The sequence below is a fragment of the Tenacibaculum todarodis genome, assembly GCF_001889045.1.
GTDB lineage: Bacteria > Bacteroidota > Bacteroidia > Flavobacteriales > Flavobacteriaceae > Polaribacter > Polaribacter todarodis.
In genome coordinates, this window is sequence record NZ_CP018155.1 from 1,315,113 (window position 1) to 1,328,351 (window position 13,239).

At 31.2% G+C, this 13,239-nt stretch carries 13 protein-coding genes; 2 read left to right on the forward strand and 11 right to left on the reverse strand.

Annotated elements, in window-relative coordinates; translation table 11 throughout:
* From LPB136_RS05965 to LPB136_RS06010, 10 genes are all read right to left on the reverse strand, one after another.
* The gene (locus LPB136_RS05965) at positions 1 to 1,071 is read right to left on the reverse strand and encodes an AMP-binding protein (RefSeq protein WP_072555251.1); all 1,071 of its coding nucleotides are present in this window, start codon (positions 1,069 to 1,071) and stop codon (positions 1 to 3) included.
* 38 nt (positions 1,072 to 1,109) lie between these two features.
* Positions 1,110 to 2,087 (reverse strand): CPBP family intramembrane glutamic endopeptidase, encoded by a 978-nt coding sequence (locus tag LPB136_RS05970; RefSeq protein ID WP_072555252.1) that lies wholly within the window; start codon positions 2,085 to 2,087, stop codon positions 1,110 to 1,112.
* Positions 2,088 to 2,089: 2 nt separating this feature from the next.
* Positions 2,090 to 3,148, reverse strand: coding sequence for an o-succinylbenzoate synthase (locus tag LPB136_RS05975; RefSeq protein ID WP_204218382.1), 1,059 nt, complete (start codon positions 3,146 to 3,148; stop codon positions 2,090 to 2,092).
* Between the two features lie 166 nt (positions 3,149 to 3,314).
* Positions 3,315 to 3,827, reverse strand: coding sequence for an SRPBCC family protein (locus LPB136_RS05980; RefSeq protein ID WP_072555253.1), 513 nt, complete (start codon positions 3,825 to 3,827; stop codon positions 3,315 to 3,317).
* 32 nt (positions 3,828 to 3,859) lie between these two features.
* Positions 3,860 to 4,132: a four helix bundle protein gene (locus LPB136_RS05985; RefSeq protein WP_204218384.1), complete on the reverse strand. Its 273-nt coding sequence runs from the start codon at positions 4,130 to 4,132 to the stop codon at positions 3,860 to 3,862.
* 169 nt (positions 4,133 to 4,301) lie between these two features.
* Entirely contained in the window at positions 4,302 to 5,201 is a 900-nt protein-coding gene (menA, locus tag LPB136_RS05990) for a 1,4-dihydroxy-2-naphthoate octaprenyltransferase (RefSeq protein ID WP_072555254.1), read from the reverse strand.
* A gap of 58 nt (positions 5,202 to 5,259) precedes the next feature.
* Positions 5,260 to 6,039, reverse strand: coding sequence for a (Fe-S)-binding protein (locus tag LPB136_RS05995; protein ID WP_072555255.1), 780 nt, complete (start codon positions 6,037 to 6,039; stop codon positions 5,260 to 5,262).
* A 78-nt stretch (positions 6,040 to 6,117) separates the two neighbouring features.
* Entirely contained in the window at positions 6,118 to 7,434 is a 1,317-nt protein-coding gene (locus tag LPB136_RS06000) for a 4Fe-4S dicluster domain-containing protein (protein WP_072555256.1), read from the reverse strand.
* An 11-nt stretch (positions 7,435 to 7,445) separates the two neighbouring features.
* Positions 7,446 to 8,411 carry an MlaD family protein gene (locus LPB136_RS06005; RefSeq protein ID WP_072555257.1) on the reverse strand — a complete coding sequence of 322 codons (966 nt, stop codon included), beginning with the start codon at positions 8,409 to 8,411 and terminating at the stop codon, positions 7,446 to 7,448.
* Positions 8,412 to 8,476: 65 nt separating this feature from the next.
* Entirely contained in the window at positions 8,477 to 9,544 is a 1,068-nt protein-coding gene (locus LPB136_RS06010) for an N-acetylmuramoyl-L-alanine amidase family protein (protein ID WP_072555258.1), read from the reverse strand.
* Between the two features lie 126 nt (positions 9,545 to 9,670).
* Here LPB136_RS06010 and LPB136_RS06015 point away from each other — a divergent pair, with 126 nt between their 5' ends.
* Entirely contained in the window at positions 9,671 to 12,382 is a 2,712-nt protein-coding gene (locus LPB136_RS06015; protein WP_158009611.1) for a putative LPS assembly protein LptD, read from the forward strand.
* Between the two features lie 55 nt (positions 12,383 to 12,437).
* Positions 12,438 to 12,818 carry a Rid family detoxifying hydrolase gene (locus LPB136_RS06020; RefSeq protein WP_072555259.1) on the forward strand — a complete coding sequence of 127 codons (381 nt, stop codon included), beginning with the start codon at positions 12,438 to 12,440 and terminating at the stop codon, positions 12,816 to 12,818.
* 54 nt (positions 12,819 to 12,872) lie between these two features.
* Here LPB136_RS06020 and LPB136_RS06025 read toward each other — a convergent pair whose 3' ends face one another.
* A complete protein-coding gene (locus LPB136_RS06025) occupies positions 12,873 to 13,235 on the reverse strand; it encodes a methylglyoxal synthase (protein WP_072555260.1) in 363 nt (120 codons plus the stop codon).
* Positions 13,236 to 13,239: the final 4 nt, after the last annotated feature.

A 13,239-nucleotide genomic window follows, 5' to 3' on the forward strand; every position in this document is an offset into this window, starting at 1 on the left:
TCAGTTAAATACAATTAAATCCAATGTTTTAGTACGTTGGATTTTTTTTGTTTCAGTTTCTATAAATGTATCTACAAAATAAATTTCTTTAGGAACTTCATATTTTGAGAGCGAATCTAGATTTTTTATTTTAAATAATAAAGACTTCTCTACTTCGTTCGAAGTGACATTATTTTCAATAACAAGAATTAATTTTTCTCCTAAAGTTGAATCTGGGATTCCAGCTACAAAAAAACGTTGGGTAATAATTTCTGATAGCTTTTCCTCTATTTTCTCTGGATGCAATTTAATTCCGCCTGAATTGATTACGTTATCAAAACGCCCTAGCCATTCAAATTGATTTTCAGAAACTAACTGAACAACATCATTTGTAACAACCAATTCTTTCGATACTTTTGGAGCTTGAATAACTAAACAGTTTCTTGCGTCAATGTAAATTTTAACTTTTGGGAGAACTTGATAAAAAGATTGCCTCGTTCCTCGCAATAACGAAAAGTTATTTAGCTTTTTTACCGCTATATGTGTAATTGTTTCTGTCATTCCATACGTAGCAAAAACTTCAGTTTTTATATGCTGCATATTCATTTGTAGTTCTTTTGAAACAACGCCACCACCAACAATTAGTTTTTTAATTTTATGCAACTCAAGTAAAGAGTTTTGAACCTGCATTGGTACCATTGCAGAAAAATTATATTCTTTATTAATATTAACTTTGGAAGTTGGCGCTACAATATCCAATTGCCAACCTAAAGTTAAAGCTCTAACCAACATCATTTTTCCAGCAATATAACCTGGAGACAAACACAATAAAGCAGTTGTATTTTCAAATAACTCAAAGAAATCACCAGTAGCTAAAGCTGAGTTTAACATAAACTCTTTTTTCAACTGAATTACTTTCGGTTTACCTGTAGAACCTGAAGTTTGTACAGGAATTTCATCTGAAGAAAACCAATTAAATAAAAATGAATAGGATGCAGATTCATTAATTCTCACATAAGATAGGAGTTCATTTACAGAAGTAAATGATTTTCCGTTTAACTTAAAATTTTTATGAAAATTATTTTTATTCATTGAGAAGAATCCTGCTTTCGCAGGAATGACAGATTAAATTAATAAGTATCTTCAATTAAACTATATTGGTCATTTTGTAAATTTTCTTTTGGCTTTTCTATTTTACCAAATAGGTTTTCTTTCCAATTTGTCCACCCATATTTTTTTGAAAAGACAAACAATAATAATGGATACAAAACAAAAACAGGAAAAAACATTTCCCAACCTACTGAAGGCTCAGAAGTATCAATATACAAAGCATCGGTTTGAAAAACCGTCCAATCTGTAGTTACAAAAAATGCTGCTACAATATTATTTACCGCATGTAAACCTAGCGCCAACTCTGTTCCTTCATCCATTAATGTTGTTATTCCGTATAAAAGTCCAGTTCCTATATAAAAAACAAATGCAACGTAACCTAACTTATCAATCTCTGGATTTGCTCCATGCATTAATCCAAAAACTACCGAAGTAAAGATTAAAGGGAACCATCTATTCTTAACCAAAATCCCTAAACTTTGCATAAAATAACCTCTAAACAACAATTCTTCGAAACTTGTTTGAAAGGGCAAAAACAACAACGAAACAGCTAATAATATAAAAAACGGAACTGCTTTAAAATTCCAGGTATAATTTTCTGGTGTTAAAAATAAACCTACAACTATCATTAAACCGGCTAAAATTCCCCAAGTTATAAATCCGAACCAAAAACGTTTCCAATCTATGCTATTTCTACTTGTTACTAAAGATGTAAAACTACGTTTGTGCACATATTTTATACCTAAAAACAGAAATAATAACCCCATTGCAAAGGTAAAAATCAACAAAAATAAATACAGCGAACTGTTAATTCCTAAGCCCATAAAACTGTTTTCGGCTGCACGACTAAACTCATTCATATCGGCAGAATGTGTAACAGCTACAGCTAATAAAGGTAGAATACCAATTATTTGCCAACCAAAAATTACCAATAAAATTGTACCAACGTAGGTTAACCAACTATTTTCTCCTTTGTATGCTTGTTGAATGAAATTCATGATTATAAATTAAAGTTCCAATTTACAGTTGGATTATATTGTAATGTTCCGCTTTTTACTTCTAACGGACTTTCAAAATTATTGGTAAATAAACTTCCAGTTCCTAAACCTTGTGGTAATTTATTTTGCAAAGTGTAAGTAAATTGCGCAATTGCATTTAAACCAACATTGCTTTCTAAAGCGGATGTTATCCAATTATTTATATGTTGTTTTTCTGCTATATTAATCCACTCTTTACTACCAGCAAAACCACCAACCAAACTTGGTTTCAATATAATATATTGTGGTTTAATTGTAGTAATACATTTTTCTTTTTCTTTAGAAGAAAACACACCAATTAACTCTTCATCTAAAGCGATTGGCAACGGTGTTTTTTCGCATAAACCTGCCATTTCTTGCCATTGACCTTGTTTTATAGGTTGTTCTATTGAATGAAGTTCCAATGCTGATAATTGCTGTAATTTAGTTAAGGCTTCGTTAGGTTTAAAAGCACCGTTTGCATCTACTCTTAGTTCAATTTCTTTTGCTGAAAATTCTTTTCTAATTGATTTTAATAGTTCTATTTCAGTATTAAAATCGATTGCACCAATTTTCATTTTTATACAAGTAAATCCAGTTTTTAGCTTTTCTTTTATTTGGGTTTTCATAAAAGATTTATCGCCCATCCAAACTAAACCATTTATTGGAATTGCCGCTTTTCCATTTGTAAATTCCGATGGAAATAAATTAAAAGAATCATTACTTTCTAAGGATAAAAAGGCTTGCTCTAATCCGAATTGTATTGATGGAAAGTCAACTATTTGTGGTAATAATTTTTCTAAACCTTGGTTGATCTTCTTACAAATCCATTGTAGTTTTTCTTCGTAATTTGGAATATCGTCTATACTTAAACCTCTAAATAGACCAGTTTCTCCAATTCCTGTTTTACCATCTTTTTTTAAAATGATAAACCAGGTTTCTTTGGTTCTTAAAATTCCGCGTGATGTTCCGCTTGGATTTTTAAAATTGAGAATGTATTTTTTGTAGGTTGCTGTTATCAAATTTTTTATTTTTCCTGTCATTCCTGCGAAAGCAGGAATCTATACTGTTGTCTGTTTGGATTCCTGCCTACGCAGGAATGACAGTATGTTAGCAAGTACGCCCGCGTTAGGGATTGAGCGGTTTGTTTGAGCTCTCACGCTTTTTGGCGTGAAGCGAGTAGCGAAAGCCCGCTTGAACGCCCAAATTTTACTTTTCTGCAAGCTCTTTAAAACGGTTCATATAACTAACACTTTGCGTTTGTAAAGCCGATTTAAAATAAGGAAACATGCAAGACATTATATAGCTTTTTGCCTCCACAGTACAGTATTGCACGATTTTAGTCTTATTACCATTTGCTATAAAATTAAAATCGTCTGTTTTAATCATTTGATCAGAATCGAATTGAAATGTCATTTTTTCATTAAGAACATGAGACATTATTTTCTCTGTCATTTCCATGGTTTGTCCTTGACTTTCAATTAACATTTTATAACTACTTCCAATTTTACCTGCTCTAACTTCTATTGGTTCAATCGATTGTACTTCTGGCATCCAATCTTTTAATGTTTCTGGATTATCGAACAATGCAAAAACTTCGTTAATTGGTTTATTAACCTCAATTTCTGCTGTGTATTTAGTTTCTTTTACCACCAAACCTGTTGCTAAAAAGACTACAGTTAGTGCGATTATGATTCCGAGGATAATTTTTATTGCTTTCATTTTATATAAATGTAACTTATTGTGATTTATAGTTATTTGTTGTAATTAGTTTGTTCCTTGTTTATGTTTTTTCTTAAAACATTAATGTAATTATTGACCTTTACTCCTAAAATATCTAATTCTTTTAATAAACTGTTTGAAAGCTCTTCTTCAATCAACTGTCTATTTTTGGATTTTTTTAACCACGTTTTTGTCTCATATAAAGAACCTCTTGAATAATAAATAAATTTTAATCTGTCTTTATAGTGAAATCGACCAAAACCTTCCGAAATATTTGCTCCAACACTATCTGCGGAGCGAACCATTTACTTACCTACAGTATCTTTTTTGAAATAATCCCACCCAACAACTTCATTCCAAATTCTATCCGCGATGGAATTAGCTTTTTGATATATTTCTAAATCTTCTAAATTCATATTTTTTTTACAAAATACGAAAAACTATAAATCACAACAAATCTCTACCTAATTGCTCTTACATAACTTGCCCTAAACCGAATAAAATTGCAAACAAAAATGTGCTTAACGCTACTTTTTTAAGTTCGCTATCTAATTCTGAGTGAATGATATTTTTACCGACAGTTATCATATTTAAAATCAACGGAATAAATGCGATTAAAAAAAGAAACTGCAATGGTGATTTGTAGTTTAAGAATGTATAAATTACTGCTGAGACCAACGCTCCAACAATTAAAAAGTAATGATAAGTTTTTGCTTTTTGACTTCCAATTTTGACAACTAATGTGTTTTTCCCAACTTTTGCATCGTTAATTCTATCGCGCATATTATTGAGATTTAACACTGCTGTTGATAATAATCCGACTGAAATTGCTGGTAAGAAAATCTCATAATTTAATTGTTTTGTGTACAAGAAATAAGTTCCTACAGTTGCTACAACTCCGAAGAAAATGAAAACGAATACATCTCCAAATCCGCTATAACCATAAGCCGAATTACCAACTGTGTACTTTATTGCGGCTACAATTGAAGCAATTCCGAGCACAAAAAACAATACTGAATATCCGAAATTTTCTTTTCCGAAAGAAACAAAAATTAACAACAACGCTACAAATAAGCTTAAAACCGCTGTAACTACCATTGCACGTTTCATTTGTTTTGGTGTTATTGCTCCAGAGGAAACCATGCGCACTTCTCCTTCTCTATTATCGTCTGTTCCTTTTATTCCATCTCCGTAATCGTTTGCAAAGTTTGATAATACTTGAAAACCGATTGTGGTTAGGATTGCTAAAAAGAATATTGCGTAGTTTTTTTCACCTGAAGTTAAAAAGTTAGCCAAAAAAGCCCCTGTAATAATTCCAGAAACCGAAAGTGGTAAGGTTCTTAAACGTGCGGCTTTTATGTAATTTTTTAGCATTGGTGTAGAAAGTGTCAAAAATAAGATTCCCGCTTGCGCGGGAATGACAATTATAGGATTATAAATTATTTGCTTCGGCAATTAATTCTGCAATGTCTTGTACTTTAACTTGGCTTTCTTTTTCCTTAAATTTAACTCCATCCGTCATCATAGTATTACAATAAGGACAACCTGTTGCAATAATTTGTGGCTTTGTTTCTAACGCATCTTCTGTACGTAAAACGTTAATGTCTTTATCGCCTTTTTCTGGCTCTTTAAACATTTGCGCTCCACCTGCTCCACAACATAAAGCTGTAGATTTATTACGTTTCATTTCTGTTAAATTAACTCCTAAACGACGAATTAAATCACGTGGAGATTCATAAACATCATTTGCACGTCCTAAATAACAAGGATCATGATACGTTAATCGTTTTCCTTTTAAATTAGTATCATCAACCGTTAAACGACCTTCGTCAATTAGTTTTTTTATGAATTGTGTATGATGAAAAACTTCATATTTACCTCCTAAAGACGGATATTCGTTTTTAAAAGTATTGAATGAATGCGGATCGCAAGTAACAATTGTTTTTACTTCATAACCATTTAACACTTCAATATTCATCATTGCCTGCATTTGAAACAAAAACTCGTTTCCTGCCCTTTTTGCAGCATCTCCTGTAGAACTTTCTTCGGTTCCAAGAACAGCAAAATCTACATTAGCTTGTTGTAAAATTTTTACAAAAGCACGTGTTATTTTCTTAGCTCTATCGTCATAACTTCCTGCAGCTCCAACCCAAAACAACACTTCTGGTTGTTTTCCTTGAGCCATCATTTCTGCCATTGTTGGTACGTTCATCTTTGTTAGTTTTAAGTTTTGAGTTCTTAGTTTTAAGTAGAAATACTTAACACTAAAAACTAATAATTCAAAATTATTTTATTCTTCGTCTTTCCAGTTTAATCTGTCTTGTTGACTGTATTGCCAAGGTGCTCCGTTGTTCTCTATGTTTGTCATCATCATATTTAATTCCTGCGGAGCAGCAGATTCTTCCATTACTAAATATCTTCTCATATCCATAATTATTGATAATGGATCTATATTTACGGGACATTCTTGCACACAAGCATTACAACTTGTACACGCCCAAAGTTCCTCTGGAGAAATATAATCGTTTAATAATTGTTTTCCGTCGTCTACAAAGGTTCCTCCATTAGCATCGATATTTTTACCAACCTCTTCCAAACGATCTCTTGTGTCCATCATAATTTTACGAGGAGACAATTCTTTACCTGTTAAGTTTGCAGGACAAGCTGATGTACAACGTCCACATTCTGTACATGTATAAGCGTTCATTAACTGTACCCAATTTAAATCGGTTACATCTGAAGCTCCAAATTTTTCTGGTACTTCATCTTCTGCTCCTTCTGCTGGTGCAGCGTAAGGATCTGCATCTGGATCCATCATCATTTTTACTTCTGAAGTAACTGAAGCTAAATTATCTAACTGACCTTTTGGCTTTAGTTTTGCATAAAAAGTATTTGGAAACGCTAATAATATGTGTAAGTGTTTTGAATAATACAAGTAATTAAGGAATATTAAAATTCCGATTATGTGAATCCACCAAGCTCCTTTTTCTATTGTATGTAATGCTTCTGGAGAAAATCCAGAAAACCATGGCGCTACAAATTGACTAATTGGATTTCCAATTCCAGCTTGCTGAAAAGGAACATCTGTAGCATTCATAATAATGAATAAAGACATTAAAACCATTTCGAAATACAAGATGATATTTCCATCATTCTTTGGCCAACCTTTCATCTCTTTATTGAAAAATCTTTTGATTTGAGTAATATTTCTTCTCCACCAAAAAACTACAACAGCAATAAAAACTAAGGCTGCTAAAATTTCAAAAGTCCCTATTAAAAAACCATATAAACCATCACCTAAAACTCCAGAAAAAACCCTGTGAGTTCCAAATAAACCATCTATTATTATTTCTAAAACTTCAATATTAATAATTATAAAACCTAAATAAACAACAACGTGCAGTATTCCAGAAACTGGTCTACGTACCATTTTGTATTGCCCCAAAGCAATTTTAGCCATGTTTTTCCAACGTGCTGGTTGATTATCACTTCTATTTATGTCCTTACCTAATTTTATATTTCTAATTAGTTTACGAACGTTTGATGCAAAAAAGCCTAATCCTGCAATTAAAATTAGTGCAAAAAAGATATTTGGTAAATATTCCATTGTATAATTTACTATTTATTACTTGTGTTTTCTTTGTTATTTTCTTCGTTGTAAGGTTTTGCTTTTTTACCGAAGAGCGAAAAATGAACAAATCTTTTAGGATTTAACTTCATTTCTCTTAATAATTCTTCCATTTCTTTAGAAGCATTGGTAAGGTTATTGTACATTTTATCGTCTGTCATTAGCTTTCCTAACGTACCTTTACCATCCTTCATATTAGCAAGTAAACCGTTTACATTTGCCAATGTTGTTTCAAATTCTTTTATCGTTTCACTTAAATTAGCTTCCGCTAAATCTTTGGAGACTTGAGAAAAATTATCGGTTATTGTTTTTGCGTTTGTTAATGTAGCTGCTAAATTGTCTTGATTATCTTCTAAAATAGTATTTACCCCTTTTAATGTTTTTCTTACATCAGAAACAGTATACTCTAATCCTAAAATACTACGATTTAAACTTTTACGTGATTTTTTATCTAAGACTTGATTTAAACCTACTAATAGAGAGTCTGCTCCTTCTAAAACTTGATCTAATTTTTGTTGAATTGGGTCTAATCTTTCACCAATTGAAGTGAATAAACTTGATTCAATTTCTCCTTTAAGAGTATCTCCAGACATTGCATTACCACCTTCATAACTTGGTAAAATAGCTAAATTTGAACCTCCTAAAGGGCTTGGAGAATATATTCTTACAATACTTTGTTTTGAAAATACGAAATCGTTTTCTAAAGTAAACCGAACTAAGAGTCCTCCTCTTTTTTCTGGCTTATCGTTAAATTTTATTTTACTTACACGACCAACTTGCAAACCATTTATGGTAACCAAACTAGCTTCATTAAGGCCTTGAATACTGTTATACTCTACAAAAAAGTGACGAGAATCACCTTTAAACAAATCTTGTCCCTTAAGGAAATTGTATCCCCAAATTAAGAGACCAATGATAACAACTGCAACAATTCCTGTTTTGAGTTCTCTAGACATATCTACTTTTTATTAATAGCAATATTACTAATAATTTTGGTAGAATTAAGAAGAATAGGTCTAAATTATTGGTTACTTATAGCATCTTGTACAGATACTTTTTCTCCATTTTTAAGTGCAATTACAAAAGCATCTTTATATCCTTTCTGCTTAGCTCTTGATAAAGATTTTTTTACTTGCTGATAATCAGATGTATTTCCGTAGTAATATTTATAGAATGAACCTATTTTAATTCTCTCTACATTTTGTAAGCCCTTAAAGTTGTATGATTTTGTTGCAATTTTATTTTTTCCTGATGCAATTTGTATTTTAAATTCAACATCTGAGGTAACAGTATCTTCAACCAAAACATCAGTTACAACCGTATTTAATTTCAGTTGATGAATATATTCTTTTATCGATTTAGCAATAGAAGTTGCCATTTTTATTTGGCCTTTTTTAGAGTTTAGAAAAGCTCCTTCTTTTTTATTGGTTAAAAAACCTAACTCAATTAAAACACTTGGCATTACAGTTTCTCTTAAAACTTGAAAATTATCTTGTTTTACTTTTCTATCTTTTCGTTTTGCTTTTTGCGTGAAATCTGTTTGAATTATACTTGCTACTTGTAAACTTTTATCTAAATTTTCTTCTTGTAAAAGAGATAAACCTATAACCGATTCCGATGAATTGGGGTCAAATCCTTCATACCTATCTTTATAGTTTTCTTCTGAAACAATAAATGCATTTTCTCTCTTAGCAATCTCAAAATTCTTTTTATTACCTCTTAAACCTAAGACAAAAGTACCTGCTCCATGAGCTTCAGGTCTTGGCTGATAAGAATCGCAATGTATAGAAACAAACAAATCTGCTTTTGCTTTATTAGCAATTTCTCCTCTCTTCCATAAATTAGGATAAACATCTGTTTTTCTTGTGTATATTACTTTTATATCTTTTTCATCAGATAACATTTTACCAACCTTTAAAGTAACTTTTAAAGCAATATCTTTTTCTTTATAACCGTTACCAAGATTACCAGGATCTTTTCCTCCATGACCTGCATCTAAGACAATTGTATATTGTTTTTGAGCTTCCGCCGTAGGCGAAATCAATAAAAATGAAATAATAACGATAAATACTCCTAAAATTTTATTCATGATATTATTTTTTCTAGATTAATGGAAATAGCATCCATAAAAATTAACTAATTTTGGCTTTTCAAATTTGGTGCTTCAATAATTGAGCCATACATTTACTAAACCACAAAAATAGTATTTATAGCATTGCGAACAAATCTTACGTACATACTTTTATTTTTTTGCTTTTTTGCAACTAAAACCACTAATGCTCAAGATTTAAAGAAGCCTTTAAATATTAATGCAAAAGCTGTAAAAAAGAGAACTCTTTTAAATTCTAAAAGAGATACTGTTCCTGATTTTAAAAAAGACAGTTTAAACTTAACAAAAAAAGACACCATTGTTACAGATTCTATAAAACCTAAAGGAATTATAGAAGGTTTAATAACACATGACGCAAAAGATTACACTTTTCAAGACGCAAAAAAGAAAACACTTACATTATATAATGAAGCGCACGTAACTTATACCGATATAGATCTAAAAGCGGGTATTATTATAGTAGATTATAAAAATAATACTGTTTACGCTACTGGAATTAAAGATAGCACAGGTTACAAACAACGTCCAGTTTTTAAGCAAGGAAACCAAGAATCTGAACAAGATTCAATTTTATTTAACTTTAAAACGAAAAAAGCATTAGTGTATGGTGTTAAAACTGTACAAGGTGATATAATTACCTATGGTGAAAAAACAAAACGAGTAAACGATTCTACAATTTACATGCGTAATTTACGTTTTACAACCTCTAAAAAAGACAATCCTGATTATTATATTGCTACAAATAAAGCTAAATTAATTCCTGGAAAAAAAATTATTGTTGGTGGTAGTAATTTGGTTTTAGCAGATGTTCCAACTCCGTTCTACTTACCTTTTGCTTACTTTCCACTATCAGACAAAAGAACTTCTGGTTTTATTATTCCTTCTTGGGGAGAAAGTAATTCACAAGGTTTTTTCTTACAAAACGGAGGTTATTATTTTGCCTTGAGTGATTATTTTGATTTAACAGTTCTTGGAGATTTATACACTAATGGAAGTTGGGGTTTAAGAACGGATTCTCAATACTACAAAAGATACAAGTTTAGCGGAAACTTTAGTGTTCGTTTTGAAAACATTAAACAAAGTATTCTTGGTTTAAGTGATTATAGTGAAGCTACAAACTTTAATATTAGATGGAGTCATAGTCAAGACAATAAAGCAAATCCCAATGCACGTTTTTCTGCTTCGGTAAACCTAGGAAGTAGTACATATTATAGACAATCTCAAAATGAGTTTAACAACTCTGAGTTTTTAACAAATACATTAAGTTCTTCAATTTCATATTACAGAAATTTTGTAGGAACTCCTTTTAATATGAATGTTACGGCAACACATTCTCAAAACACAAATACAGAGTCTATTACTATGACTTTACCCTCTTTACAAGTAAACATGGATAGAATTTATCCGTTTGCAGGTAAAGGTGGCGTTCAGAAAAACCCTATTCAAAAAATGGGTTTCACTTATAGTATGCAAGGTGAATATAGAATTAACACAACTGACGATGAGTTTTTTACACCAAAAATGTTTAATGAAGCTAAATCTGGTGTAAAACATGCAACAGGAACAAGTACAAACTTAAAAGCTTTTAAATACTTTACGTTATCTCCAAGTATCAACTATTCTGAAACATGGTATTTTGATAAAATAAACAAACGTTTTGATCCTACTTCAGGTGAAAATGGTGCTGTAGTAAATGATACAATTAGCGGTTTTAATAGATTTAACAACTACAATGTTGGTGTTTCTTTATCAACAAATATTTACGGTACATTTAACTTTAAAAAAGGTAGATTAAAAGCCTTAAGACATACTTTTAGACCATCTGTTTCATGGGGTTATAGACCCGATTTTGCTGAAAAGCACAACCTACAAGTACAACAAAGTATCGACCCTACTGACCTTGTAACATATTCTCCTTTTGAAGGTGGAATTTACGGAACTCCAGGAAGCGGAGTTTCTAACTCAATTGGTATTCAATTAAATAATGTTTTAGAGGCTAAAATGGCTCCAAAGGATCCTGATAGTGATGAAGAAGATGAGAAAATAACAATCTTAAACAACCTAAACTTTAGTACTAGCTACAATATTGCAGCAGATAGTTTACGTTGGAGTCCAGTAAGTGCAAATGCAGGTACACGTCTTTTTAAAGATAAACTAGCACTAAATGTAAATGCAACGCTAGACCCTTATCAAGTTAATGATGAAGGACAACGTATTAATAAATTTAATAACAATATTTTTAGAATGTCTCAATTAGGTGTATCAGCTAATTATTCATTATCTAGTAAAGACTTTGAAAAGAAAGACGAAAACAAAAATGCTTCTAATCCCAACAATCAAAATAATAAAGGAAACGGAGCGCAAGATACTCCTGATGTTTTCGGAAACAATTTACCGGGTTCTAATCAGTTTCCAAACGACTTAGGAAATAGACAGAACAACAATGAAAATAGCACAAAAGAAACCAAATTATACAATGCTAAAATCCCATGGACATTAAACTTAGTCTATGCAATGAATTACGCTAACAATGGTTTAACTAGCGGAATAACAAACAACTCGATTATGTTTAGCGGTGATTTTGAATTAACTCCAAAATGGAATATTGGTTTTTCTTCTGGTTATGATATTGACAATAGCGATTTCACCTATACTCGACTTTCTTTTTCAAGAGATTTAGATAGTTGGCGTTTTAACTTTAATTGGACTCCATTTGGACCTAACTCTTCTTATAATTTCTTTATTGGTGTGAAAGCATCTGCATTAAGTGATCTTAAATGGGAGAAAAACAAACCAAGAGATAGAGTACTATTTTAGTGAGTAGTAAGCAAAAATGTTTTTTTTGCTATTTAACTTTTAAACATAACAAACAATGAAAACAATAATAAAAACAGACAAAGCACCTGCTCCAATTGGACCCTATAACCAAGCTGTTTTAGTAGGAGATACACTTTACACTTCAGGTCAAATAGCTATAAACCCAAAAACTAGTGAAATAGAATTAGATTCTATTGAACACGAAACTGAACTAGTAATGAATAATTTAAAAGCTGTATTAGAAGCTGCAAATATGACTTTTGAAAACGTAATTAAAAGCTCAATTTTTGTATCAGACATGCATAACTTTTCTAAAGTAAATGCAGTTTACGGTACTTTTTTTAATGATGAAAATGCACCTGCAAGAGAAACTGTAGAGGTTGCAAATTTACCAAAGTTTGTAAACGTAGAAATTAGCATGATTGCTATTAAATAATTTAACAGCAATCATATAAACAAAAACCACACTTTTAAAAGTGTGGTTTTTTGTTTATATAGCTTTCATTAATAACTCTGCTGTAGATGGATTAGTTGCTAATGGAACATCATGCACATCACACAAACGCAACAACATTGTGATGTCTGGTTCGTGAGGATGTTTTTCATTTGGGTCTCTAAAAAACAACACCATATTACATTTTCCTTCCACAACTCTACTTGCTATCTGCGCATCTCCACCAAGTGGTCCTGACAAAAATTTTGTAACAACAAAACCTGCTTTTTCTGCTTTTGTTCCAGTAGTTCCTGTAGAAATTAAATTGATGTTTTTTTGATCTAAAATAGCTTTATGTTCGTTTAAAAACTGAACCATTTCTGCTTTCATTCCATCGTGTGCTATTATTGCAATTTCCATATTT

Bases quoted from the DNA above. Each gene is read 5' to 3' on its own strand.
- LPB136_RS05965 (WP_072555251.1), bottom strand. From the start codon at position 1,071: ATGAATAAAAATAATTTTCATAAAAATTTTAAGTTAAACGGAAAATCA.
- LPB136_RS05970 (WP_072555252.1), bottom strand. From the start codon at position 2,087: ATGAATTTCATTCAACAAGCATACAAAGGAGAAAATAGTTGGTTAACC.
- LPB136_RS05975 (WP_204218382.1), bottom strand. From the start codon at position 3,148: ATGACAGGAAAAATAAAAAATTTGATAACAGCAACCTACAAAAAATAC.
- LPB136_RS05980 (WP_072555253.1), bottom strand. From the start codon at position 3,827: ATGAAAGCAATAAAAATTATCCTCGGAATCATAATCGCACTAACTGTA.
- LPB136_RS05985 (WP_204218384.1), bottom strand. From the start codon at position 4,132: ATGGTTCGCTCCGCAGATAGTGTTGGAGCAAATATTTCGGAAGGTTTT.
- menA (WP_072555254.1), bottom strand. From the start codon at position 5,201: ATGCTAAAAAATTACATAAAAGCCGCACGTTTAAGAACCTTACCACTT.
- LPB136_RS05995 (WP_072555255.1), bottom strand. From the start codon at position 6,039: ATGAACGTACCAACAATGGCAGAAATGATGGCTCAAGGAAAACAACCA.
- LPB136_RS06000 (WP_072555256.1), bottom strand. From the start codon at position 7,434: ATGGAATATTTACCAAATATCTTTTTTGCACTAATTTTAATTGCAGGA.
- LPB136_RS06005 (WP_072555257.1), bottom strand. From the start codon at position 8,411: ATGTCTAGAGAACTCAAAACAGGAATTGTTGCAGTTGTTATCATTGGT.
- LPB136_RS06010 (WP_072555258.1), bottom strand. From the start codon at position 9,544: ATGAATAAAATTTTAGGAGTATTTATCGTTATTATTTCATTTTTATTG.
- LPB136_RS06020 (WP_072555259.1), top strand. From the start codon at position 12,438: ATGAAAACAATAATAAAAACAGACAAAGCACCTGCTCCAATTGGACCC.
- LPB136_RS06025 (WP_072555260.1), bottom strand. From the start codon at position 13,235: ATGGAAATTGCAATAATAGCACACGATGGAATGAAAGCAGAAATGGTT.